The organism is Corynebacterium stationis, assembly GCF_001941345.1.
GTDB classification, from domain to species: domain Bacteria; phylum Actinomycetota; class Actinomycetes; order Mycobacteriales; family Mycobacteriaceae; genus Corynebacterium; species Corynebacterium stationis.
Genome location: NZ_CP009251.1, coordinates 1908908 through 1933182 on the forward strand (window position 1 = coordinate 1908908; position 24275 = coordinate 1933182).

The window sequence follows — 24275 nt, forward strand, 5'->3', positions numbered from 1 at the left end:
AAGAATGCAGCCACCGTTTATCTTCGGTGGCTGCATTGTTATTTTTCGTCCTCGCCCGCGTCGCTGTCATCTTCGGCCCCGGACTTGTCAGACCTGTCCGCTTTCGCTGCCCTGCCGCGCTTAAAGCCGAGCCTTTCTGCCTTTTTGACCGCGGCCGCCATTTGCGCCGCGGTGTAGTTAAACGGCGCGTAGTCAATTCCGCGCGGCAGCACCCAATGGAACCAATACGCCATCACGGCTAAGGCAGTGCCAAAGAGCGGGGCGATAATCATGCCAAGTCCCACATGCCCGGTTTCGGCGAAGACGACCATCGCTGCGGATGCCACGATCGCCGGCGTAGCGTACAGCGGATTGCCGCCGAAGACCGAAGGGATCTGCCCCGAAGCAACATCGCGGACCATGCCGCCGCCCACTGCGGTGAGCACTCCCATGAAAATGCACGCTATCCACGGCATGCCATAGGCCAGCGCCTTGGCACAGCCAGTGACTGACCAAGCGCCCAGAATGATGGCGTCGCCATGCACTTTGAAAATCTCCCACGCGCGGCCTTTGAGATCTATCAATGCGGCAATCAGCGCGCCGGTGCATGCGAGGATCAGATAAAGCGGGTCGGAAATGGCATAAGCAGGACCATCACTGATGAGCATGTCGCGGATCATGCCGCCGGCGGTGGCGGAAAAGAGCGCGAGAAAAATAAACCCGATGATGTCGAAATTGCGCTGGCGCGCGATGGTGCCGCCGATGATGCCGTTGAGAACGACACCTATCAAATCCAGGCTGCGGTAGAGCGTATCGATGGTCTGGTCCACTGATTCCATGCCCACACACTTTACTCACCCCCGCCCGGCTTGGGTTTTTATTTCAAATAGGGGTAATTCTCCACAACTCTATTGGAAACACTTTTCATTAGACGGGACTTCGGGCTAGCTTCTTATTGCAAACGTTTTTCAAGTACCTGGAAAGGGTTCCCGTGTCCACACGTATGTCCACACGTAGATTTGTTCTTGCTCCCCTTGCGCTCAGCGCCTGCATTGCCTTGGTGGCATGTTCGCAGCCAGCAGAGACTGGCGTTAGTTCTAGCGAAACTAACACCAGCGAAGCTCGCAGCGTTGCTGCCGAAGTCACCAGCCCGCAAGCCCGCCTCGTGGCAACCTACGACGGTGGCATCACGGTCTTAGATGCTGAAACGCTCGAGGAAATCACCGATATCCCTCTTGAAGGCTTCAACCGGCTCAATCCCCTAGGTGACCAGCGCACCCTCGCGGTGAGCACCCCGGAGGGCTTTCGCGTGTTAGATGCGGGAGCATGGACGCAGCCGCACGGAGATCACTCGCACTCCTACACCACCGATCCACAGCTGACCGAGCAGGTCTTTGCCGGGGACAAGCCTGGCCATGTGGTCAACAACGCGGGCCGCACGCTGCTCTTTAGCGATGGCGACGGCATCATTCAGGAACTTGACAACGAGGCACTGACCGCCGGCTCACAGGATGCGGAACTAGAGCTGCCCGACGCTGCGGATGAGACTTTTGAGCTCACCCCGCACCACGGCGTCGCGGTTGCCCTAGATGATGGCGGCATGGTGCACACCGAAGGCACCGAGGATGAGCGCTCCACCATCGTCGCCGTCGATGCCGATGGCGAAGAAACTGCGCGGATTGATACCTGCCCTGGGGTGCATGGAGAAGCCGTCGCGGGCAACGGTGCGATCACTTTCGGATGTGAAGATGGTGTCGTCATCTACCAGGACGGTGAATTCACCAAGGCGACCGCGCCCGATGACTATGGCCGCATGGGCAACCAGGCTGGTTCGGAGCACTCCCCTGTTGTACTGGCCGATTACAAAGTTGATAAGGATGCGGAATTAGAAAGGCCTACCCGCATCGCGCTGATAAATACTGAAAAGAGCACCGACGACGCCATTTCGCTTGTCGATGTCGACGCTTCCTACTCCTTCCGCTCCCTTGGCCGCGGTCCGAATGGTGAAGCACTGGTGCTGGGCACCGATGGCAACTTGCGGATTATCGATCCGGAAACCGCAGAAATCACCAAGTCCATTCCCGTAACCGATGCCTGGGAAGAGCCCACGCAGTGGCAGCAGCCGCGCCCGACCTTATTTATTCAAGGCGAGAAAGCCTTTATCACCGAGCCCGGCGCGCACAGTATCCACGTGGTTGACCTCAGCAGTGGCGAGGTTGAACAATCTATAAACGTTGGTAAAGAGTTCAACGAAATCACTGGTGTCGAAGGCTAAATCTAAGCCTCACGCACCGGCTAAGATACAGTCTCATGACTGATTCTGATTCCCGCAGTACCCCGGGAGATCTCCCGCACGAGTCCCACAATGCCCGCCGCTTTGTTATCGCCAATGGCGTGCAGAATCTCGGGGATCAGTTGGTCGCCGCCAAGACGGTACTGCCGTGGCTGTTCCAAGCCGCCGGCGTACCCGCGGCCCTGACAGCGCTGTTGGTTCCCATCCGTGAGTCCGGCTCCATGCTGCCGCAGGCGGCACTCACGCCGTGGGTTTTAAATTCTCCTTCACGCAAGAAGCTGTGGATCATCGGCGGTATCGTGCAGGCGCTCGCTGCCCTTGGTATCGCCGTGGCGGCAGTAGTCATGGAATCCCTTGCCCTTGGGATCGTCGTTTTGGTCTTGCTGGGTATGTTATCCATCGGCCGGGCGTTGTGCTCCATTACTGGCAAGGATGTTCAGGGACAAACCATTTCCAAAGGAAAGCGCGGTGTTGTCACCGGCCGCGCAACTACACTCGGGGGCGCAGCAACCCTTATTGTCGGCGGGTTGCTGCTTTTTGTCGGCGATGTCGATCTCACCGCCATCGTCATCTTATTATCCATCGGCGCAGCATCGTGGGCTGTGGCGTCCGTGGTCTTTACCGGCATCGTCGAGCCAAGTGAGCGTCAGTCGGTTGAGCGTCAGCAAGCTGAGCGCCAGTCGAGCAAAGAGCACTCCGCAAAGTCTGATTCGCGTGAGCGCGTGCAGTGGTGGAGCGATACCTGGGCGCTATTTTTCAAAGACACCCAATTCCGTGACTTCGTCATCGTTCGCTCGCTGATGCTGGTATCCGCACTATCGACTTCCTTCATCGTCGCTTTATCGCACTCGGTAGGCAATGATTCTTTAAGCGGCCTGGCTGGCTTCGTCCTGGCCTCGGGTTTGGCATCGCTGCTCGGCGGGGTCGTCTCTGGCCGGCTTTCTGATATTTCCTCACGCCGGGTGATGTCAATTGGCGCCGCTATCGCCTCTGCCCTGCTGGTTCTCATCGTCGCATCCGCGCAATTTTTACCGCAGCAAATCAGCTTCTACTTGTTACCGATAGGCTTTTTCGCCATCAACCTCCTACACACCGGCATCCGTGTCGCACGAAAGACCTATGTCGTGGACATGGCCGAAGGCGATCAGCGCACCTTGTATGTCGCCTCAGCTAATACGCTAATGGGCGTTGTCTTATTGCTGGTCGGAGGCGTATCCGCGGTCATTGCGGTCTTTGGAAACCAAGCCGCCCTGCTCTTTTTAGCCGCCGTTGGCTTCATCGGCACCTGGCGCGCCGGGAAGCTACCGGAGGTATCGCGGAACACATAGCGTTATGATTGGCGATGGATATACACAGATATAAACAAGCCTGACGTACAGGAGTATGAACCTAGTGCAAACTCACCCCTCCAGCGCAGTTGTTGTTCTTGCAGCTGGCGCCGGCACCCGCATGAAATCGGCGACACAAAAGACCCTGCATGCAATCGGCGGCAGGTCTATGCTGCACCACTCGCTGCAGGCGGCAGCGGATCTCAACCCAGAGCACATCGTTGCCGTTGTTGGTCACCAGCGCGACCAGGTCGGCCCCGCGGTTGAGGCCATCGCCAGCGACTTGCAGCGCGAGGTCGTCCAGGCGATCCAAGCTGAACAAAATGGCACCGGCCATGCTGTTGGCTGCGGACTAGCAGCGATCGAAGATTTTGAAGGCACAGTCATTGTCACCAACGCGGATGTGCCTTTGTTGCGCGCGGAGACCATCGACAAGCTGCGAACTGCACACGTGGATAACGGCAACGATGTCACGGTCTTGAGCATTAAGCTGTCTGACCCGACTGGCTACGGCCGCATTGTGCGCAATGACGCGGATGAAGTTACCGCGATTGTTGAGCACAAAGATGCAAGCGATGCCCAGCGTGACATTGATGAGGTCAACTCTGGCGTCTTTGCATTCGACAGCCAAGTGCTGCGCGACGGTCTGGGCAAATTAGATTCCAATAACTCTCAAGGCGAGCTCTACATCACCGATGTCGTAGAAATTGCGCGCGCTGCTGGCCACCGCGTTGGTGCTTTCGTGGCCGAGGATGCCAACGAGCTCCAAGGTGTTAATGACCGCGTGCAGCTAGCTGCTGCTGGTGCGGAGCTTAACGCCCGCATGATTGAGCAGGCAATGCGCAACGGTGCGACCATCATCGACCCAGCCAGCACTTGGATTGGTGTGGATGTGACCATTGGTCGCGATGTTTTGATCCACCCGGGTACTCAGCTGTGGGGCGCCACCCACATCGACGATGACGCTGTCATCGGCCCAGATACCACCTTGACCGATATGAAGGTAGGGCGCGGCGCGAAGGTTATCCGCACCCACGGGGAAAAGTCCGTCATTGGCCCTGATGCTAACGTCGGCCCGTTTACCTTCATCCGTCCGGGCACGGACTTGGGCGAAGGCGGCAAGCTTGGCGGTTTCGTCGAAGCTAAGAATGCGCAGATTGGCCGCGGTTCTAAGGTTCCGCACCTGACCTATATCGGTGATGCCACCGTGGGTGAGGAATCTAATATTGGTGCGTCCTCGGTATTTGTAAACTATGACGGTGTCAATAAGCACCACACCAACATCGGCAGCCACGTGCGCACCGGTTCGGACACCATGTTTATCGCTCCGGTCAACGTTGGCGATGGCGCATATTCCGGCGCGGGCACCATCATTAAAGATGATGTTCCCCCAGGAGCGCTCGCGGTCTCTGGCGGCAAGCAGCGCAATATTGAAGGGTGGGTGCAGAAGAAGCGCCCAGGTACCCCGGCAGCCGACGCGGCGGACGCCGCTCAAGCCTCATCAGCCAGTGCGCCAGCAGACGGTGCGGATGGCGCAAAACCCGATGATGATTCTGTAAATAGCGACGTTTAGTCTAGATTCAATGGAGTTATCATCATCTTAAATGTTGGATTCCCAAGCTTGCTTCCGGGTAAAGGATTCAACGGTGATGGTCTTCCTTGATTAAAGAAGCGTCACGCATTCCCCACTCAATGAAAGGTCAAAGACCGCTATGACCGGCAAGATTTCTGATAGCCGCAAGAATATGATGCTGTTTTCCGGGCGCGCCCACCCAGAGTTGGGTGAGGCTGTTGCCAAGGAATTAGGCACTGACTTGGTTCCTACCACCGCCCGTGACTTTGCGAATGGCGAAATCTTCATTCGCTTCGAAGAGTCCGTTCGTGGTGCAGATTGCTTTGTTTTGCAGTCCCACACCCAGCCGTTGAACAAGTGGCTCATGGAGCAGCTCATCATGATTGATGCGCTCAAGCGTGGTTCCGCTAAGCGCATCACGGCTATCTTGCCGTTCTACCCATATGCTCGCCAGGACAAGAAGCACCTCGGTCGCGAGCCTATTTCCGCTCGCCTGGTGGCTGACCTGCTGGCTACCGCAGGTGCTGACCGCATTGTGTCGGTGGACTTGCACACCGACCAGATTCAGGGTTTCTTCGACGGCCCTGTCGATCACATGCACGCCATGCCGATTTTGACCGAGTACATCCAGTCCAAGTACTCCATCGACAACATTGTTGTGGTCTCCCCAGATGCAGGCCGCGTCAAGGTTGCAGAAAAGTGGGCACATGAGCTTGGCGATGCCCCACTGGCATTCGTCCACAAGTCTCGCTCCAACACTGAAGCGAATAAGACCGTGTCCAACCGCGTGGTCGGTGATATTGAGGGCAAGGACTGCATCTTGCTCGATGACATGATTGATACCGGCGGCACCATCGCTGGCGCGGTCCGCGTACTGCGCGAAGCTGGCGCACGTTCCGTCGTTATCGCGTGTACCCACGGCGTCTTCTCTGACCCCGCACGCGAGCGCCTGTCTGAGTGCGGTGCTGAGGAAGTTATCACCACCGACACCTTGCCTCAGTCCACCGAGGGCTGGGACAACCTCACCGTGCTGTCGATCGCGCCGCTGTTGGCACGTACGATTCATGAGATCTTCGAAAATGGTTCGGTAACCACCCTCTTCGAGTCCGCGTAGAAAAATCTGAGAGATTTTTCTACAGGACAAGACCAAATAGGACCGGATAGGAAAGCTACTCTGGAGCACATGAAAGATATGGCTCCGAGTAGCTTTTTCGATCCCACAACCTCCCCTAGGACATCACCAGCAGCCGCGGAGGTGGTAGCTGCCCTTGAAGCTAGCGCCGATGCTGAGCGCGCGGTGGGGATGGCTGCGTATATGCGCGATCAGTTTGAGTTCTTTGGGATTGCGGCGACACCGCGCAAGGAGGCGGTCAAAGAAATCATCGCCAAGCGAAGCCTCGACTGGGACTTTGTTTTTGCGCTGTGGGCGCATCCGAAACGGGAGTGCCAGTACGCCGCGGTTGACCACCTGCGCCGGCAGAAGCTGACCATCGCTGACCTTGGTCAGCTACAGGAGTTGGTGGAGACAAAGTCTTGGTGGGATACCGTCGACCATCTAGCAAAATGCGCGGGTACAGCCTTGGTGCCTGGTTCCAGGGGACGCGGCAAGGAGCCTAATTCGCTCAACGATGCCTCATCCGCCCGCGCGCTCATGCTCGAATGGGCAGAAGCTGCGAATATGTGGACACGGCGCATTGCGATTTTATGCCAACTAAGCTTTGGCGAAAAAACTGATACCCAACTGCTGCGCGAGGTCATTGAATCGAATCTTGGTGCGGATACGGCGTACTCTGCAGAATTTTTTATTACCAAAGCGATTGGGTGGGCACTGCGCGATTTTGCGCGGCATGACCCCCAGTGGGTGCTTGATTTTGTCGATGAGCACCACCCAGATAGCGCGCTGCCGCTTAAAAAAACTCTCCAAAAAGGAAGCTTTAAAGTACTTGTAACCGATTCATAATACTTCACGCGATCCCACTAGTTATTCCAAGTAATGACTGAGGAGATGAAGCGCCGCAATAACATCCGTAACCTTGCGTATGATTGACCCGAAGCAGAAATTCACCACGACGCACCGGCGCCAGCTCTCGGAAGAAATCATGGGCTCCAACCTAGCTGGCAGGCACTTAGAAAAGGTCGCTATTTCTGAAGCCGTTGAAGAGCTATCTGCTGATGAAGATCCCGGCTTCGACGCAGAATACTTCATTCCTCCGAAGTCAGTAATTACTGAGCACTCCACACCGAAAGAAAAGTAGCGGCGTATCGCACTTTTTCTCTCACATTAATTTGTGGTAGCGCTAATGCAGCTGGTAAGTTTAAGCCCGTCTCGGCGAGGGCTTTAATCTACCAGCTGCTTGATTTGTATCTGGTGAGCTTAAATCCGTTATCGACGCGATGAGTATGCACTTACCTGCGATGACTCGACCTTGACGCGATTCATTGGCAGGTTTTTTCTTTTCGCAAGAGCTCGCCTTCCCACTGAATTGACTTGAAAAAGATACTTTCGACAATTTTCTTGAAGGAGAAAAACATGGCACAGCGTCCTGTAATTAAAGCTCAAGCACGTAACGAATTCGGCAAGGGTGCCGCACGTCGTCTGCGTCGCGCAAACCTGGTTCCAGGTGTTATCTACGGTTCCAACACCGAGCCAATCCACTTCGCAGCTGACATCTTGGAGCTGCACTCCTTGATCCGTAACTACGGCGCCAACGCTGTTTTGGAGCTCGAGATCGACGGCGATCAGCACCTGACCATGGTTAAGGGCATCGAGCAGAACGTTCTGACCCTGAACATGGATCACCTTGACCTGCTGTCCATTAAGCGCGGCGAGAAGGTTGAAGTTGAAGTTCCATTGACCTTCGTTGGTGAGCCAGCACCTGGTCTGATGTTCATCGCTGATACCGACGTTCTGCTGGTTGAAGCTGACGTTCTGAACATCCCAGAAGAGATCCAAGTTTCCCTCGAAGGCCTGGAAGACGGCACCGTTGTTACCGCTGCAGACGTTGTTCTGCCAGAGGACACCACCTTGGTTGCAGACCCAGAGTCCCCAATCGTTTCCATCTCCGAGCCACAGGTTGACGAAGAGGTTGAGGCAGCTGCTGAGGCTGCTGAAGAAGGCGGCGCTGAGGCTGGCGCTGAGTCCTCCGAGGACGCAGCAACCGAAGAGTAATTCTTCTTAAGCGCTAATCCTACTTGGCCTGTTTAAAGGCCACTGCCCGCTGTGATGAACCAACCGGTTCCCACAGCGGGCTTTGTGTTTTGGTTATGCTTTAATGGTTAATCATGAGCAACGATGCATTATTGGTCGTGGGTTTAGGAAACCCCGGGCCGAAGTATGAACGGACCCGGCACAATATTGGCTTTGAAGCAGCCCAAGAACTAGCGCTTCGCCACGGCGGGAAATTTGCCCCGCATAAGCGCACCAACGCTGATGTCGCCGAGATTAACATCGCCGGGCGTAAGGTGATTGTGGCAAAGCCGCGTACTTACATGAACCTTTCGGGCGGAGTAGTTAAAGCTCTAGCGAATTATTTCAAAATCTCCCCTGCCAACATCGTGGTCATTCATGATGAATTGGACATGGAGCTCGGCGAGGTTCGCCTGCGGCTCGGCGGTGGTGACCACGGGCACAACGGCCTGCGCGATACCACCAAGGCTTTGGGCACAAAAAACTATCACCGACTATCTTGCGGCATCGGTCGCCCACCCGGGCGCATGGCGCCAGCCGCTTATGTGTTGAAACCATTCGCGCGCAAAGAATTAGACGAACTACCAATCATCTGCGCTGACGCTGCCGATTTAATCGAAGAAATCTAGCGGCTAAAGCACAAGGTGCTGCGTTTTCTTTGACTAGAGTGGTTCGGTATGAGACTTGCGACTGTAAAGACTGCTTTTGGAACCACCGCCGTACGCATCGAAGGCGAAGCGACTTCGCTGATGAACTCCACTATGCTCACAGGCATCGAATTAGACTTCGACGATGTTGGAGCGTTGCTGCGCAGCGGCGATTGGGCTAAAGCTGCAGAGCTTTCAGGTGAGCCCATGGTCTTTGCCACCGAAGACTTAGCGCCGGTTGTTCCGCATCCCGAAAAAATCATCTGCGTGGGCTTAAACTACGCCAAGCACATCCGCGAAATGAATCGCGAGTTTCCTGAACATCCCACCTTGTTCATCAAATTCGCCGACGCCCTGACAGGTCCTTACGACGATATTTATATCCCTGAATTTGGCACGCAGAAGCTAGATTATGAAGGGGAGCTAGCGGTAGTCATCGGAAAGCGAGCGCACCGCGTAGCCCAAGCTGAAGCCCTTGACCATGTCGCTGGCTACGCGATTATGAATGACTACACCCTGCGCGATATCCAGCGCCAGACCACGCAATTTCATGCCGGCAAGTCCTTCTACCGCACCGCCGGGTTTGGGCCCTGGCTGACTACTTCCGATGAGTGGTCCCCCGGTAACCATGCGCGCGTACGCACCAGCTTGGACGGTGTTCTCAAACAAGACGATGACACCGATGACCTGATTTTCTCGGTGGCTAAGCTCATTGAATTTTGTTCCTCGCTGTATCCACTCAACCCAGGCGATGTGATTGTCACCGGTACCCCTGAAGGCGTCGGCTTTGCGCGCGGGGAGTTTATTCAAGACGGCCAGACGGTGCGCATTGAAATCGATGGGCTCGGCCATATCGAAAACACCACGCACTACGGCGAGCTAGCTGAAGGTGGTTGCGGACCTAACTGCAGCTGCCACCACTAATTACTGCTCATCAGGCTCAGTGTTCGTTGCCGTTGCCTTCGCGCGCTGCTTCTTCTCCCATGCGCGCTTGGTTTCCTCAGATTTCTTGTAGTTACGCAGCGCCAACAGGCCCACCACGATACCGATAAGAATGGGCACCCACACCTTGCTGTAGTCGAGTAGAAACTCCACCCAGGCAGGAAGCGCCGGCAGGTTGATTTCGATGTCAATATTCGGCGTGGGTAGGTGAATCTGCGGCAAGCTAGGCGTAGGCAGCGCAATTTGTGGAAGAGCCGGCAGCGAGGGCCAATTGATGTCGAAATCCGGCAGCAAAGACAGCAGCCATTTCACAATCCGCGAAAATACCGAGGCCAGAATAATAGCGGCAATCGCCCAGCCGCCTTTGCCTAGACCTGCAAGGATAGGAAATCCCACGCGTTTAATCGTGCTGGATTCCATGGCTTGACGTCGCTTTTCCCCGCGGCTGCCCGCAGGCGGATCAAATATGACTATCTCGCTGCCTTGCCGGAACTGCACTTCGAGTACTTCATCGAAGAAATTCGCTGTGACCTTCACATGAGGTTTTGCGCGGTCGAGGCCGGGATTGTGGCCAGTGAGCTCGCCTTCTTTAACTGAATCTTCCAGAAGGTAGCGTCCGCTGGCAGCAGTATTGACGCGATGTAGGACCTGGCCGTTGAGCAAAATTCGCGCCCGGACTGAAGGGTTGTTAAACAGTGCGCCGAAGCGCTCCTTCAACCCCGATTCAGCCGTGATCGGTCGAATTTCCTCGTCTTCTTTCGGCTCCTCAGGCCAGGTCGGGTCGAGCTCTAAAAATTCTGAGTCATAGCCAACTTCGAGCTCAATGAGACCCAACTTGGGGTGATTAAGCGCCCACTTCTCCATGCTCGACCTCCTTGAACTTATCAACGGCGGAGGCGTCGTCATCGTCAAGCTCTAGCTTGCCTGCACCGCTATGCAGCGTGCCAACACCGGCCAGGGCTGCAAAGCCAAGAGCGTAGAGAAAAAGCCCATCTTGGAAATACAGTGCACGGGTGAGCATGAACGCAACACCGACTGCCACGGGAAACCACCAGGTGGGCTTGGTGATAGCACCAAACCACACGCCAGTGCCCAAAGCCAGCACGAAGAAGATGCCCAGCACGGTCCAACCCGCGGCTGCCTCCGGTACGAAGGTGGCGACAAAGAATGGCGAAATCAGCATGCCTGCAATACACAGGATAAGCGGGATGGGAGCGAACTTGGAATTGCGCCCCGATGCTTCTGAGTCTGACGGCGGTTTGGGGGTTTCTACTTCTTCTGGTGCATCAGGCTCAGGATTACTCATAGCGCTATATTTTACGGCTGAAAGCACTTTTCAACAACGCATCTCAGCGTGGGAATGGGCACAACAATGCCCCAGTCAGAATAAACCGACTGGGGCTTCGAAGATGAGACTTCGAGGGGGCTGGCCCCTAAAGGCTAAAGCTTAGAGCGCGGAAGGCTCCAAACGCTGTGGAAGAACCTGCGGGCGGGCGCCGGCGAGCTCTTCGACAATGCGAATGACCTGGTTGGAGTAGCCGAACTCGTTGTCGTACCAGACATAAAGCACAAGGTGCTTGCCAGAGGCGATGGTGGCAAGTCCATCGACTACACCAGCGTGGGTGGAACCAACGAAGTCGCTGGAGACTACCTCAGGGGAGGCGATGTAGGAGATCTGCTGGCGCAGGTTGGAGTGCAGCGAAACATCGCGCAGGAAGTTGTTGACTTCTTCTACGTCCACGTCCTGGGAAAGCTCCAGGTTCAGCACGGCCATGGAAACATTCGGGGTGGGAACGCGGATGGCGTTGCCGGTCAGCTTGCCTTCGAATTCTGGCAATGCCTTAGACACTGCCTTCGCAGCACCGGTCTCGGTCAGAACCATGTTCAAACCAGCAGCGCGACCACGGCGGTCACCCTTGTGGTAGTTGTCAATCAGGTTCTGGTCATTGGTAAAGGAGTGCGCGGTTTCCACGTGACCGTGGACAACACCGTAGCGGTCATTGATGACCTTGAGAACAGGGGTAATGCCGTTGGTGGTACACGATGCAGCGGAGAGAATCTTGTCTTCTGCAGACATATCCTGGTTGTTGATGCCGTAGACAATGTTCTTCACATCGCCCTTACCCGGTGCGGTAAGCAGCACGTTGGAAATGCCCTTGGACTTGAGGTGCTGGCCCAGGCCCTCACGGTCGCGCCAGACACCGGTGTTGTCCACCAAAACAGCATTGTCAATGCCGTAGGAAGTGTAGTCAATATCTGCTGGATCGTTGGCGTAGATCATCTGGATCTTGGTGCCATTTGCCCAGATTACTTCGTTTTCTTCATCCACTTCGATGGTGCCGTTGAATGCACCATGAACGGAGTCACGGCGCAGCAAGGAGGCACGCTTGTGAATGTCCTCATCGCCCTTCTTACGTACCACGATGGCACGCAGGCGCACGCCGCCGTAGGCAGCTTCGCGCGAAATCAGAATGCGGGCAAGCAGACGGCCGATGCGGCCAAAGCCGTAAAGGACAACATCGCGGGACTCGTTTTGGGTCGCGGTGCCGACGACTTCCTTGAGCTCCTCTTCGAGGTATGCGCGCAGGTCATCAGTCTCAGCCGCGCGGAAACCTTCAGCCAAACGGCCCATGTCGATCGAAGCGGTGCCCAGGTTCATGTCCACGAGCTCGCGCAGGATTGGCAGGGTTTCAGCGGTGCCCAGGTCACGGTTGATCAAGCGGCGTGCGTAGCGGTGGGACTTAATGATGTCGATATCGGTAACACCGACGAGCAGTCGACCAAAAATAGAGGTCACCACATTATTTTTGCGGTGCAACTGGTAAATGAGTGGAATCATTTCCTGAGCGTGCCGTACGCGCTCATTCCAGTTCTCGAATTCAGGTGCGGACTCAGTCACGAAATCATTCCTTTGCGGATTGGGCGCACAGTTGTGCGGCTTTAAAATCGTCGTGGGGGTATCAACCACAAATATTATCAACTATTATTTTTGCTTTTCCCAAAGGCGACGCAAAACACCCGCCACGGTACCCCCGAATATGCGCTGCACCTCAACTCCGACGAGGCAGTAGGCAACATCTTCATCCCCTTCCGCGCGGCGCGCAGCAAAGATTTGATTCAAATATGGGTAGATGGCGGGGCCATTGGGGTGGTTTTGGGTAAAGGTGGTTTTAAGCCCGCGGGCATAGCGACCAGAAAACGCACGGGTGCTTGTCGATGCCTCCCCTGTCCCCGTTTCATTATTCTTCACCTGGTTAATCCGGGCACGGTTAACCGGGCTGGTCCCGGCTTCATCGCTAAGCAAAAACGCGGAACCGCACGATACTGCCACTACATGTGGCCACGTTAAGGCTTCGTGGACCTGGTCTGCGCTGCGCACTCCGCCCGCGGCGATAAGAGGCAATGTGCTTAGCTTCGCGATGGCATCGACAAGCTCTGCCAACGGCCTTTTATCTGGTTCCGCGGTGGGATTCCACACCCCGCGGTGCCCGCCGGCTTCAGGGCCTTGCACGCACAAAGCATCCACGCCTGCGGCGATAGCAGCGCGCGCTTCGTGCTCATTGGTCACCGTGGTCCATGCTTCAATCCCTGCAGCATGAAGCATTTTTACTTCTGCGGCAGTAAATGTGCCAAACATCGACCACACCACTTTGGGTCGCGGCGACATCGTTAAAGCAAGCTGGAGTTTTTCATCCCACCCGTTGCTGTAGTCGGCGGATTTCAGCTCGACTCCCTCAGCTGCAGCTAGTTCGCGTGCAACTGCAACCCCGTGGGAATCTAGCTCTGGCTGCTTGGCAAATAAATTGATGCCAAAGAAATCCGTATTGAGCCCTTCCGCCTGCTCCCGAGCCGCCTGCGCCGAGATTGTGCCCCACGCTAAAGTGCCAAAACTACCCACACTCGCTGCAGCATTGACCACCTCCGGAGTGGTCGGACCGCCGGCCATGGGAGCAGGCAAAATCGGAATGGCTAAAGAATCTATGATGCGGCTCATGCATATCCAGCCTACTCCGCGGGTGTAGGTTCCAGCCGGTATTTGATGTGACAGACTAGTAGGCGTGAATTTTCTTGACCTCTTGAAAAACCTCTTCCGCTCTAGCGCGACGGCACAGCCTGCGCGCGAGAGCGCAATCGACCTGCCATCTGCTGCCGACTGGATTGTTGTCGGTCTTGGCAACCCCGGGCCGAAGTATGCTGCGACCCGACACAACGTGGGCTACATGGCCATCGACGATTTATTGGCCGAAACCGGCGATATCCTGCAACCGGTCAAAGGGCAGAAGTTGCTTGCTGCCAGCGTTGAGATTGCCGGACAAAAAGTCATCCTTGCGCGCTCGACAACTTTTATGAACCTTTCCGGCGAAGGCATCGCCCCCCTAGCGCAGCACTTAGGCGTTTCGTCTGAGCGCATTATTGCAGTGCATGATGAACTGGATTTGCCGGTGAATAAAATCCGGCTCAAACTTGGCGGCAATGAAAATGGGCACAATGGTTTGAAATCCCTCACGGAGCATTTAGGCACCCGGGACTATCTACGCGTACGCATCGGTATTGCACGCCCGCCCAAAGGCGCGTCCATTCCCGATTATGTTTTAGCTCCTGTTGACGCCGGCCCAGGTTTTGATGATGCGATTGCTTTGGCTGCAGATGCGGTGAAAGAAATCATCACCTCGGGGCTGAATAAAGCACAGAATACGATTCACAGCAAAGGTTAAGCAGACTTCCATTTCCCAACCGGCCGAAGTCTTTATTCTCTGACTCATGTCTGAAACTTATGTCATTACTGGCGCCTCCGATGGCGTAGGCGCAGCAGCAGCTCGCCTCTTGCACGCCACCCGCCCTGACGACCGCGTGGTTGTCGTCGGACGTAATCCGGAAAAGACTCGCGCCGTCGGCCGCGAACTCGGCACCGATTACTTCACCGCAGACTTCTCCGAATTAGACCAGGTCCGCGCGCTCGCCGAGGAGCTTTCGCAACTCGGACCGATTCGCGGCCTGGCCAATAATGCCGGCGGGCTTTTTGATACTGCCGTGCGCACCGTCGATGGCTATGAGCGCACCTGGCAGGTCAACGTCGTAGCCCCATTTTTGCTCACGGCTTTGCTCAAAGACCAACTTCGCGGTCCAGAATCCGTGGTGGTTAACACTTCTTCTATCGCAGCGAATCTCTTTGCCCGCTTCGATGCAGATGACCCAAATACTTTTGAAAAGTTCTCCCCTCTGCGCTCTTATGGCAATGCCAAATATGGCGACGTCCTACTCACGCGCTTCTTGCATGCCCACGACTTCAACTCGGTGGCCTTTCACCCTGGTGTGCTGTCCACGAACTTTTCCAAATCTTCGAGCTCGCTGATGGGAAAGTTCTATAATTTCCGTCCGGCTGCCTCCCAGATGGGCACCCCATCCCAGGGCGCTGAACGGCTGGTGCATTTTCTTACCGGCGTGCGTGGTGTGCACTACCAATCGGGCGAGTTTTATCTCAAGCCCTATCAGCCTTCACGCACCCGTTCTCGTGACCAAGAGCGTGAGCTGGCACACGAGGTCTTTAACCAGTTAGGGCTGCAGCTGGATGTATCACTAGACTAAGCAAACATGAGTATTGCTGCTGAGGCTGCGCGCCGCCGTACGTTTGCCGTCATTGCCCACCCGGACGCTGGTAAGTCCACGTTGACTGAGGCATTGGCGCTGCATGCGCACGTTATTAATGAAGCTGGCGCGGTTCACGGCAAGGCAGGGCGTAAGTCTACGGTCTCTGACTGGATGGAGATGGAAAAGGACCGCGGTATTTCAGTGGCCTCTTCTGCTCTGCAGTTTGAGTACGCTCCGGAGGGTCATGAGGGCGAGCCTTATATGATCAACCTGGTTGATACCCCAGGTCACGCGGACTTTTCTGAAGATACCTACCGCGTGCTTACGGCTGTTGATGCCGCAGTCATGCTTATCGATGCCGCCAAGGGCCTCGAGCCTCAGACCCTGAAGTTGTTCCGCGTGTGCAAGGCACGTGGTTTGCCGATTGTCACGGTGATTAACAAGTGGGACCGCGTGGGCCGAGAGCCTTTAGAGCTTGTCGATGAAATCGTTAACGAAATCGAGCTGCAGCCCACCCCGTTGTACTGGCCAGTTGGCATCGCGGGCGATTTCCGCGGTCTGGCGCACATCAACCATGACGGCGAAGCTGATAATTACATCCACTTCATCCGCACCGCCGGTGGTTCCACCATCGCACCAGAAGAGCACTTTAGCCCTGGGGATGCCGCGGCGAAGGAAGAAGAACTCTGGGATACTGCCGTGGAAGAGGCAGAGCTGCTGGCCCTCGATGGTGCCGTGCATGACCAAGAGCTTTTTGAGCAGTGCGTGACTTCCCCATTGATTTTCGCCTCCGCCATGCTGAACTTCGGTGTGCACCAGATTCTAGACACCTTGTGCGAGATTGCACCCGCACCGCGTTCGCGTGATTCCGATGCCAAGGCGATTGAAACCTCCACCACCGCTATTGATGAGGTTCGAGAGGTCACTGATGATTTCGCCGGCGTGGTTTTCAAGGTCCAGGCGGGAATGGACCGTAAGCACCGCGATAACTTGGCATTTATGCGCGTGGTCTCTGGTGAATTTGAGCGTGGCATGCAGGTCAACCACGCCCAGTCTGGCCGCTCATTCTCCACCAAGTACGCGCTGACCGTCTTCGGCCGCAACCGCGATACCGTTGACGTGGCTTACCCCGGTGACATCGTCGGTCTGGTCAACGCTGGCGCTTTGGCACCTGGTGACACCATTTACGCGGGCAAGAAGGTGCAGTTTGCACCCATGCCGCAGTTCGCACCAGAGGTCTTCCGCATCCTGCGTGCAAAGTCTTTGGGCAAGTACAAGGCATTCCGCAAGGGCTTGGAACAGCTGTCTGCCGAAGGTGTTGTGCAGATTCTGCGCAACGACTTGCGTGGCGATGCCGCACCAGTCATGGCCGCTGTTGGTCCGATGCAGTTCGAGGTCATGCAGGCACGCATGGAGCTGGAATACAACGTCGAAACCGTCACCGAGCCGATTCCTTACTCGGTTGCGCGCCGCACCGACTCCGAATCCGCACCTGAGCTGGGACGTCAGCGCGGCGTGGAAATCTTCACGCGCGACGACGGCGAAATCATCGCCCTCTTCGGCGATAAGTGGAAGCTCGCCTTTATTGAAAAAGAGCACCCAGAGCTGACCATCGAAACCCTCGTCGCCGACTAATCAGTCGAAGCTGCTGTCGCTGCTGCCCTTTTCATCTCTACGAAGATCAGCCCCAGCGACAGCACTATGCACGCCACCGCGGTATATCCGTATAGTTCTGCGCGCTCAACTTTGGAAGCGACCAGACTCGCTGCAACAACATCGGTGTAGCTAGCTGATTGCCCCAAAGTATAAACGCCATTAAGCACACCGGCCGCACACGCTAAAGCGATACCAAGCAGCACGATAATCAGCAATTGTCTAGATGATAATTTCTTTCGCGCTTTCATTTCCCCGGCTTCTCCCTGTCTTCTCCCCTGCTCAGGGATAGTTGGCAATGAAGACAACCCTACTTTAAAAATTTTTGGTGATACCGGTGGAAATCCGGACCTCAAACCGCAACATTAAGGAACTTTAATACGGTGTTGACCTGCGACAATAACGAAAATGGCGCTTGAAGCTCTGCCTTTTGTATTCCGGAAATCATATAGTTCCTTTTGTAGCCAAAAGCCCCTAGCTACACTACCGGATTCACTACCCCAACGTTCCTCAAAAAATGGCGAACGTTTCCTACTCAGACAGGAGAGCTTCCATGAATATTCAAGCAATCATCGCGTCGATTCTCGCCGCGAGCACCGGCTTCGCAGGCGGGGTTGCCCCTGCCTCATCCATCCCGAACATCCCGAACATCCCGATCATCTCTGACCTCATCGATGATTGGGACGATCTGTGGGATGGCGATGATGACTGGGACGACTAAACCCGCAACTTCCCGCAACTAAGACCTCTCGGTAAAGCCACGCCTGCTTGTGCACGCGTGGCTTTATTAATTGTGGATGTACTAGTTGCTTTCTAGAAACTTTTTCCAGGCTGGCCACTCGGAATACATTTGTTGCTTGCCGGCTTGGTAATTGGCGCGCAGCTTCATCACGTTGCGCTCGGTAGAAGTAATCTGCATGCCTTCGGGAAAGAAGAGCTGGGCGCGGCCTTCCTGCTCGAGCTCCAGCAGACGTTGCTTGGAGGCATTGTATTTGGCCGGACGCGAAATCATGGCTTCAGCAACGCTAGGGTACTTGCGGAAGAATCCACGCACACCGGCCTTACGTTTAACCTCCGGGCGCACGAATCCTCGCGGTTTAGTACCGACGAAGAGGAATTTCTCAAAGCTGGCCTTTTCGGCTTCTTCGATAACAATGCCGCCGGAATCCCCCATCGCGCCATCCACGAAGGGCACGCCATCGATATGGCGCATCGGCATAATCAACGGCAGCGTGGAGGATGCCCGCACGCGCACCAAAAGGTCTTCTACCTGGTTAATATCATCGCGCGTCCACACGACGGTCTCCCCTGTCAGAGCATTAACGGCAGAGAGATTAAGTGGCGTGGGGTTGCTGGAGAAGGTTTCAAAATCAAAAGGCAGATCTTGATCCGCGGCCTTTTCATAGATGAACTCAGCATTGAAATAACCAGTGCCACGCAACATGGAGCTCAACCCGCCGAAGCTAGGGTTCTTCGCAAAATCCACGAAGCTTTCTACCGCGCGAAAGCTGTCAAGCGATAAGAAATTCACCGCATGCGATGCGCCAGCGGATACCCCGCCAACCCAACCAAACTCCACGCCGTTATCGATCAGCTTCTTCACACACGCCGCGGTATAAGAATTGCGCATCCCGCCGCCTTCAAAAATCAGCGCGGTGTCATGAGCGTTGATTCCTTCACTGGCTAGGTCGTTTAAGGAGGCATCGAAAGGCTGCGGCTGGGACGTCATACCCGCCGAGTCTACCGCTTTTATGCCTCCCTCTAGCCAACAAGTGTGAGCTGTGTTACAAATAAGTATATGGCGCATCATATAATTTCATCTGCTTTCCCCACCCCGCAAGACCCGATAAACCCCACTGACCTTGCCCCAGTCATCGCTGAGAAGATGTCCCGTGATAATTTCTCCATCTTTGATGTGATGACTGGGAAGATGGTTCGCTCCGGCTTTGCTTTTGCCCTGGACGCGGACCCGGTCTACAAAGCTAAGAATTTTGGCGTGGCGGAAGTGTCCATCGCTCTTGGGCTAGGCCGCCGCGATGGCGCGGTACACATGGCGATGTATCCGCGCTTTGATAGCTTTTTCGATTTTCTAAGTGTCGCGGTGACCAAAAGGCGCGAAGAAGCAATCGAAGCAACTTTTGCGTCTGGATTCTCTGTCTACTTCGATGCTACGACGCGGCGCACCACAACCGTGCGGCATAATTTCGCAGATGGATAACTATCCTTATCCAGTATGGGAATAAAAGATCTGTGGGATAAAATCACCGGCAATACGGGCCCGAAGCTCACCAAGGTCTCTGGTGATATTTCTACCCATTCGGTTAAGCATCTAGAGGTCTTTACCGCGGAAGCGATGGTCATCGTCGAGCTGCATGCTACTGACGTTGAAAAGGTCCTAGAGATTGCCAGGTCTTCTACGCCCGGCGCGCTGACAAAAGACACTACAACGGTGATTTTTGTTCCCACCGATCGCAACGTACTGCCGGTCAAAGATCCAAAGAAGGGCTGGATTTTGCCGTTAAGTTGCACCACGGCAGATAAACTCACCAGCACCCCGGGCGATTATGCGATTAATCCGCAAATCGCATTCGCGGTTATTCAATAACCACTCACCAAATAACAAGGAGTCGCGCCATGTCACCATTGATTTTGCCCTTCGAAGGTAAAGTGCCAAGGATTCATGCCAGTGCGTGGATTGCTCCAAATGCCACGATTATTGGGAATGTCGAAATCGGCCCTGATGCCTCAGTGTTCTACAACGTGGTCCTGCGCGGAGATACCAACAAGATCACCATTGGCGCGCGCAGCAATATTCAAGATAATTCGGTCTTTCATTGCGATGCCGATGCGCCGGCAACCCTAGAAGAAGATGTCACCATCGGACACATAGCTTTGGTACATGGGGCTTATGTCGAGGCCGGATCGCTTATCGGCATGCACGCAGCGTTACTGTCGCACTCACGGGTAGGCGCGGGCTCTTTGATTGCTGGCGGCGCTTTGGTTCTCGAAGGCCAAGAGATTCCAGCGGGCAGTTTAGCTGCCGGCGTTCCGGCGAAGGTACGTCGGGAGCTAAGCAAGGAAGAATCTGCTGCTTTCATTCCACACGCCGCGAAATACGTGGACTACTCCAAAAAGCAAGCCGATATTTCCCAAGCGCTGAACTTAGATGACGTGCGCTTTAGCTAAATACTCTGGCTAATTAGAGATTAAGCACGCCCATGACAACCAACACGATGCCGACCAAGTAACCACCAATTTTGGATACTTGGTCTTTATTGTCCTGCGCGCGGGCAAAAAGCTGCCCCGCGGGCGATTGCGGATTGGTGCGCACAAAACCGATGAAGATAGCCACCAGAATAGGCAAAGATAACGCCAGGCTGGCGTAGATAACCAACCCGCCGTAGCGCACCCAGGCATTAAAGCCGCCTGCCACCAAGTGCAAAAGTCCCGCAAAGAAGGGCCCGGAAGTAACTGACTGGGCAAGACCCAGGATAAAGCCGGTGAGAAACGTCAACGGCGTGGGTGTTTGTAGTGGTTTTAGAATCTTGTCCACCAACGCGTTGGATTCGCCAGGGCGTGAGCGCCACGACATCACGATGCCAGCAAGGCCAAGGATTATCAGCAGGATTCCCAACAGCGGAGAATCAAGAAAAGCGTAAACGTACTGCCGCAGGCTATCGAAGATGAACATCGACAGCACGGCAAGCACAAAAACTCCGAACCAGTCACCGGCGATGAGCAGCGGAGTAACGGTCTTGTATTTACCGCGCGGCAGCATCACGCCGAGCGCAACAACAACGCCGATCAGTAAGGCATTAACGGAATCCATCAAAGCGAAGGTGACGGCGTGGAACATGCCGGTTAGTCTACCGACGCGCATGCTTGGCGATGCAATTGCACCACTTCGCTGCACCGAACCAGGTGGAGAATTCCGTCACAGAAAGTGGGGAAAGTGTGCTGCGCACAGCTAATTGCACTCGGCATGCAAACTTGCATACACTGTGCAATGTTTAAAATGTTTCGAAGCTAACTAAAGAAAGCTGGACTATGTCGAAGGTCTTATATCGACTAGGACGCTGGTCATACACCAAAGTATGGCCGTTTCTCGCGTTCTGGATCATCCTGCTAGTTGCCATGGGCGGGCTGGCCACGCAGTTCGCCAAACCGGCCAACCCATCGTTTGCCATGCCGCCGATGGACTCCACCACAACTCAAGAAGAGATGGCGGAGCGTTTTGGTGATGACTCTGACTACATGTCGGATCCATCAGGCACCATTGTCATCCAGGCCCCTGAAGGTAAAACGCTTACAGACCCACAGGTCATGGCAAAAGTTGATGCTTTCGTTGATGAGCTGAAGGACACCGGCGTTTTGGCTGACCAGGACGCCATTGTCAATCCTGTAATGGCGTCGATGGGCATGCAGCAGCAAATGGGTGAGCAGATGGCCGCCCAGGGCATGCCGCAAGAGCAAATCGATGCCAACATCCAGGCGCTGTCTCCTCTGTCAGAAGATGAGCGCACCGGCACCATCAAAGTCACCTTCGACGCCGAGGGTGTTACCGACATCCCTGCCGAAGACCGTGAGGCTATCACCGAGCTCGTCAACAGCTTTGACGAAGGTGACTTCACCGCGAAGTACTCCGGTAATGCTTTCTCCTCCATGAGTGAAGGCCTGGATATGTCCGCGGAGATCATCGGTCTCATCGTCGCTGGAGTCGTCCTGCTCATCACTTTTGGTTCCATGGTCGCAGCAGGAATGCCACTGATTTCTGCTGTTATCGGCGTGGGCGTTGGCCTGCTCGGCGTGCAGCTCGCCACTGTGTTCACGGACTCCGTGGCTGAAATGACCCCAATGCTGGCGTCCATGATTGGTCTGGCCGTGGGCATCGACTACGCGCTGTTTATCGTCGCGCGTTTCCGCAACCAGCTCATTACCAGCTCTGGCCTTAATGACTTAAGCCCGAAGGAATTCGCGGCAGAGCTCAAGAAGATGGATAAGCAAACCCGCGCGCATGCTATGGGCATGGCTACCGGTACTGCTGGTTCCTCCGTCGTCTTCGCTGGTATCACCGTGGTTATCGCGCTCGCAGCGCTGACGATTATCGGAATTCCATTCCTGTCCACCATGGCTATCGCAGCAGCTGCGACCGTGGCCATCGCCGTGCTCGTGGCGCTGACCTTCATCCCCGGCCTGCTGGGGCTTTTAGGCAACAATATCTTCGCAGGTCGCGTGCCAGGACCGAAGGTTCCGGACCCAGAAGATGAAAAGCCTACCGTTGGTTTGCAGTGGGTGCGCCAGATTCGCAAGCACCCCGTCGTTTCCCTGATTGCCGGGGTCCTCATCTTAGGTATCGCTGCTATTCCAGCTGCGCAGATGCGCTTGGCGATGCCTACCGACGGCATGGCTGCCGAAGGCACCAGCCAGCGCGAGTCCTACGACATGATTGACGAAGCCTTCGGCCCTGGCCGCAATGCCCCAATGGTGGCCTTCGTCGACGTCGCCGAGGTCGCAGAGCAAGACCGCATGCCAGCCATCCAAGAAATCCTCACTGATTTCCAGACCACCGACGGCGTGGTCAACGCACAAGTTGTTGCCATGACCGACAACATGGATGCAGCTCAGGTCATGATCACCCCAACCACGGGTGCAACTGATGAAGAAACCACGCAGACTCTTGAAGCGCTGCGTTCGCATCAGGCAGAATTCACCGACAACACCGGTGGTACTTACGGTATTACCGGTATTACGCCAATCTTCGATGACATCTCCGAGCGCCTTAATGACGTTCTGGTCCCATACATCGCGATTGTCTTGGTTCTCGCGTTCATTGTTTTGCTCTTGGTCTTCCGCTCCATCTGGGTACCGCTGATTGCCGCGGGTGGTTTCGCGTTGTCGATGGCTGCTGCTTTCGGCGTGACTGTCGGCATCTTCCAGGAAGGCATGTTCGGCATCATCACTGATACCCAGCCGCTGCTGTCCTTCCTCCCAATCATGTTGATCGGCCTGACTTTCGGTCTCGCGATGGACTACCAAGTCTTCCTAGTTACCCGCATGCGCGAAGGTTTCGTGCACGGCAAGACCGCCGGCAACGCAACCTCCAATGGTTTCAAGCACGGTGCCCGCGTAGTGACCGCGGCAGCCTTGATCATGATTTCGGTGTTCGCCGCCTTCATGCTTATCGATGAACCCTTCATCCGCACCATGGGCTTTGCCCTCGCGGTAGGCGTGGCCTTCGATGCCTTCATCGTCCGCATGCTGATCATCCCGGCAACCATGTTCCTACTCGGCGATAAAGCTTGGTGGCTGCCGAAGTGGCTGGATAAGATTCTGCCGAACATGGATATCGAAGGCACAGCCCTTACCGAGCATGAGGCAGAGCTGCAAAAAGCAGAATCCGAAACCGTCAAGGTTTAATATCAAGTAGAGAAACAACAAGTAGAGAAACAATAGGAAGAGGTGAAGAGCATGGCTAGTTTAAGGGAGTCGAAGAAGCTCGCTACGCGTCGTGCTCTTTCTGAAGCTGCCGCGCGAATCTTATTGCGCGAAGGCTTTGAAGGCCTGACCATCTCTTTGGTAGCCAAAGAATCAGGTGTCTCCGTCCGAACCTTCCATAACTACTTCCCCAGCATCGATGAGGCGCTGTTTCAGTTCTGCCTGGATTCCATCGATAAGTTCTTGCCCGTCGTTGAATCCTATCCGCAAGGAATGACCATTACCGAGATTTTCGAAGACATCGCGGTAAAGGGACTGACGGATAAAGACACTGAGTTCGGATCCATTGCGACGCTCTTTCAAATCCAAGAGCATATGAATGCTCGTAGTCGCTTTATCCCTAACCACGAGGATATTCACGCGGTGCTGCAGAAATTCTTGGGAGCATTCGCCAAGCTTTATCCCAAGCTAAGCCCGGCAGAACTCGGGTTGTATCTGCAAGTCGGCGCCGCCGCAATCGTGTGGACGGCAGAAGAGCTCAAAAGATTGAAAACTTCATCCCCCCATCAATTTGCACGCCGGGAAGACAAAGAAGAGTTCATACGCAAGACATTCACTACTTTGCGGGCTATTGCATAGCTCGCAGTAG

General features: G+C 55.2%; 26 protein-coding genes. 18 read left to right on the forward strand and 8 right to left on the reverse strand.

Going from position 1 to position 24275, the window contains the following annotated elements; translation table 11 throughout:
* Positions 1 to 38: 38 nt before the first annotated feature.
* Positions 39 to 818 carry a trimeric intracellular cation channel family protein gene (locus CSTAT_RS08875; RefSeq protein WP_066795222.1) on the reverse strand — a complete coding sequence of 260 codons (780 nt, stop codon included), beginning with the start codon at positions 816 to 818 and terminating at the stop codon, positions 39 to 41.
* 164 nt (positions 819 to 982) lie between these two features.
* Between CSTAT_RS08875 and aztD the strand changes: the two genes are divergently transcribed.
* The 9 genes from aztD (at position 983) to CSTAT_RS08920 (ending at position 9931) form a co-directional block, all read left to right on the forward strand.
* Complete coding sequence (gene aztD / locus CSTAT_RS08880) at positions 983 to 2254, forward strand: zinc metallochaperone AztD (RefSeq protein ID WP_075723141.1); 1272 nt, start codon at positions 983 to 985, stop codon at positions 2252 to 2254.
* 35 nt (positions 2255 to 2289) lie between these two features.
* A complete protein-coding gene (locus CSTAT_RS08885; RefSeq protein WP_075723142.1) occupies positions 2290 to 3600 on the forward strand; it encodes an MFS transporter in 1311 nt (436 codons plus the stop codon).
* A 64-nt stretch (positions 3601 to 3664) separates the two neighbouring features.
* On the forward strand, positions 3665 to 5173 hold the full coding sequence (gene glmU / locus CSTAT_RS08890; protein WP_419186519.1) for a bifunctional UDP-N-acetylglucosamine diphosphorylase/glucosamine-1-phosphate N-acetyltransferase GlmU: 1509 nt from the start codon (positions 3665 to 3667) through the stop codon (positions 5171 to 5173).
* Positions 5174 to 5312: 139 nt separating this feature from the next.
* Entirely contained in the window at positions 5313 to 6287 is a 975-nt protein-coding gene (locus CSTAT_RS08895) for a ribose-phosphate diphosphokinase (RefSeq protein WP_066795235.1), read from the forward strand.
* A gap of 69 nt (positions 6288 to 6356) precedes the next feature.
* A complete protein-coding gene (locus tag CSTAT_RS08900; protein WP_083640784.1) occupies positions 6357 to 7133 on the forward strand; it encodes a DNA alkylation repair protein in 777 nt (258 codons plus the stop codon).
* Positions 7134 to 7212: 79 nt separating this feature from the next.
* Positions 7213 to 7428 (forward strand): hypothetical protein, encoded by a 216-nt coding sequence (locus CSTAT_RS08905; RefSeq protein ID WP_066795239.1) that lies wholly within the window; start codon positions 7213 to 7215, stop codon positions 7426 to 7428.
* 275 nt (positions 7429 to 7703) lie between these two features.
* Positions 7704 to 8342: a 50S ribosomal protein L25/general stress protein Ctc gene (locus CSTAT_RS08910; protein WP_075723144.1), complete on the forward strand. Its 639-nt coding sequence runs from the start codon at positions 7704 to 7706 to the stop codon at positions 8340 to 8342.
* Between the two features lie 113 nt (positions 8343 to 8455).
* A complete protein-coding gene (gene pth / locus CSTAT_RS08915) occupies positions 8456 to 8989 on the forward strand; it encodes an aminoacyl-tRNA hydrolase (protein ID WP_075723145.1) in 534 nt (177 codons plus the stop codon).
* A 48-nt stretch (positions 8990 to 9037) separates the two neighbouring features.
* Positions 9038 to 9931, forward strand: a complete 894-nt coding sequence (locus CSTAT_RS08920; protein WP_075723146.1) for a fumarylacetoacetate hydrolase family protein — start codon at positions 9038 to 9040, stop codon at positions 9929 to 9931.
* Here the strand turns inward: CSTAT_RS08920 and CSTAT_RS08925 are convergent, their stop codons facing one another.
* From CSTAT_RS08925 to CSTAT_RS08940, 4 genes are all read right to left on the reverse strand, one after another.
* Positions 9932 to 10813: a hypothetical protein gene (locus CSTAT_RS08925; protein ID WP_075723147.1), complete on the reverse strand. Its 882-nt coding sequence runs from the start codon at positions 10811 to 10813 to the stop codon at positions 9932 to 9934.
* A complete protein-coding gene (locus CSTAT_RS08930; protein ID WP_211272998.1) occupies positions 10794 to 11255 on the reverse strand; it encodes a hypothetical protein in 462 nt (153 codons plus the stop codon). The genes CSTAT_RS08925 and CSTAT_RS08930 overlap by 20 nt, the downstream gene beginning before the upstream one ends.
* A 141-nt stretch (positions 11256 to 11396) precedes the next feature.
* Positions 11397 to 12848 (reverse strand): glyceraldehyde-3-phosphate dehydrogenase, encoded by a 1452-nt coding sequence (locus CSTAT_RS08935; protein WP_075723149.1) that lies wholly within the window; start codon positions 12846 to 12848, stop codon positions 11397 to 11399.
* Positions 12849 to 12932: 84 nt separating this feature from the next.
* A complete protein-coding gene (locus CSTAT_RS08940) occupies positions 12933 to 13943 on the reverse strand; it encodes a nitronate monooxygenase (RefSeq protein WP_075723150.1) in 1011 nt (336 codons plus the stop codon).
* Between the two features lie 64 nt (positions 13944 to 14007).
* On the opposite strand from CSTAT_RS08940, the gene pth (CSTAT_RS08945) reads away from it, so the two are divergent.
* From pth (CSTAT_RS08945) to CSTAT_RS08955, 3 genes are read left to right on the forward strand one after another with little or no spacing between them, the layout of a single operon-like run.
* The gene (gene pth, locus CSTAT_RS08945; RefSeq protein ID WP_075723151.1) at positions 14008 to 14664 is read left to right on the forward strand and encodes an aminoacyl-tRNA hydrolase; all 657 of its coding nucleotides are present in this window, start codon (positions 14008 to 14010) and stop codon (positions 14662 to 14664) included.
* 46 nt (positions 14665 to 14710) lie between these two features.
* Positions 14711 to 15535, forward strand: coding sequence for an SDR family NAD(P)-dependent oxidoreductase (locus tag CSTAT_RS08950; RefSeq protein WP_075723152.1), 825 nt, complete (start codon positions 14711 to 14713; stop codon positions 15533 to 15535).
* Between the two features lie 6 nt (positions 15536 to 15541).
* Complete coding sequence (locus CSTAT_RS08955; RefSeq protein ID WP_075723153.1) at positions 15542 to 17173, forward strand: peptide chain release factor 3; 1632 nt, start codon at positions 15542 to 15544, stop codon at positions 17171 to 17173.
* On the opposite strand, the gene CSTAT_RS08960 is transcribed toward CSTAT_RS08955, so the two are convergent.
* Positions 17170 to 17409 carry a hypothetical protein gene (locus tag CSTAT_RS08960; protein WP_075723154.1) on the reverse strand — a complete coding sequence of 80 codons (240 nt, stop codon included), beginning with the start codon at positions 17407 to 17409 and terminating at the stop codon, positions 17170 to 17172. The two genes, CSTAT_RS08955 and CSTAT_RS08960, sit on opposite strands and share 4 nt — an antisense overlap.
* A 335-nt stretch (positions 17410 to 17744) precedes the next feature.
* Here CSTAT_RS08960 and CSTAT_RS13610 point away from each other — a divergent pair, with 335 nt between their 5' ends.
* Complete coding sequence (locus CSTAT_RS13610; protein WP_169833260.1) at positions 17745 to 17912, forward strand: hypothetical protein; 168 nt, start codon at positions 17745 to 17747, stop codon at positions 17910 to 17912.
* Positions 17913 to 17993: 81 nt separating this feature from the next.
* Here the strand turns inward: CSTAT_RS13610 and CSTAT_RS08965 are convergent, their stop codons facing one another.
* Entirely contained in the window at positions 17994 to 18920 is a 927-nt protein-coding gene (locus tag CSTAT_RS08965) for a patatin-like phospholipase family protein (RefSeq protein WP_075723155.1), read from the reverse strand.
* A gap of 69 nt (positions 18921 to 18989) precedes the next feature.
* On the opposite strand from CSTAT_RS08965, the gene CSTAT_RS08970 reads away from it, so the two are divergent.
* Genes CSTAT_RS08970 through CSTAT_RS08980 form a run of 3 tightly spaced genes read left to right on the forward strand, consistent with a single transcriptional unit; the run spans position 18990 to position 20377 of the window.
* The gene (locus CSTAT_RS08970) at positions 18990 to 19409 is read left to right on the forward strand and encodes a hypothetical protein (protein ID WP_075723156.1); all 420 of its coding nucleotides are present in this window, start codon (positions 18990 to 18992) and stop codon (positions 19407 to 19409) included.
* A gap of 15 nt (positions 19410 to 19424) precedes the next feature.
* Entirely contained in the window at positions 19425 to 19796 is a 372-nt protein-coding gene (locus tag CSTAT_RS08975) for a hypothetical protein (RefSeq protein ID WP_075723157.1), read from the forward strand.
* Positions 19797 to 19825: 29 nt separating this feature from the next.
* A complete protein-coding gene (locus CSTAT_RS08980; protein ID WP_075723158.1) occupies positions 19826 to 20377 on the forward strand; it encodes a gamma carbonic anhydrase family protein in 552 nt (183 codons plus the stop codon).
* Positions 20378 to 20390: 13 nt separating this feature from the next.
* Here CSTAT_RS08980 and CSTAT_RS08985 read toward each other — a convergent pair whose 3' ends face one another.
* Complete coding sequence (locus CSTAT_RS08985; RefSeq protein WP_075723159.1) at positions 20391 to 21047, reverse strand: hypothetical protein; 657 nt, start codon at positions 21045 to 21047, stop codon at positions 20391 to 20393.
* A 191-nt stretch (positions 21048 to 21238) separates the two neighbouring features.
* Between CSTAT_RS08985 and CSTAT_RS08990 the strand changes: the two genes are divergently transcribed.
* The gene (locus CSTAT_RS08990) at positions 21239 to 23608 is read left to right on the forward strand and encodes an MMPL family transporter (RefSeq protein WP_075723160.1); all 2370 of its coding nucleotides are present in this window, start codon (positions 21239 to 21241) and stop codon (positions 23606 to 23608) included.
* Between the two features lie 51 nt (positions 23609 to 23659).
* Entirely contained in the window at positions 23660 to 24265 is a 606-nt protein-coding gene (locus tag CSTAT_RS08995; RefSeq protein WP_075723161.1) for a TetR/AcrR family transcriptional regulator, read from the forward strand.
* Positions 24266 to 24275 lie beyond the last annotated feature (10 nt).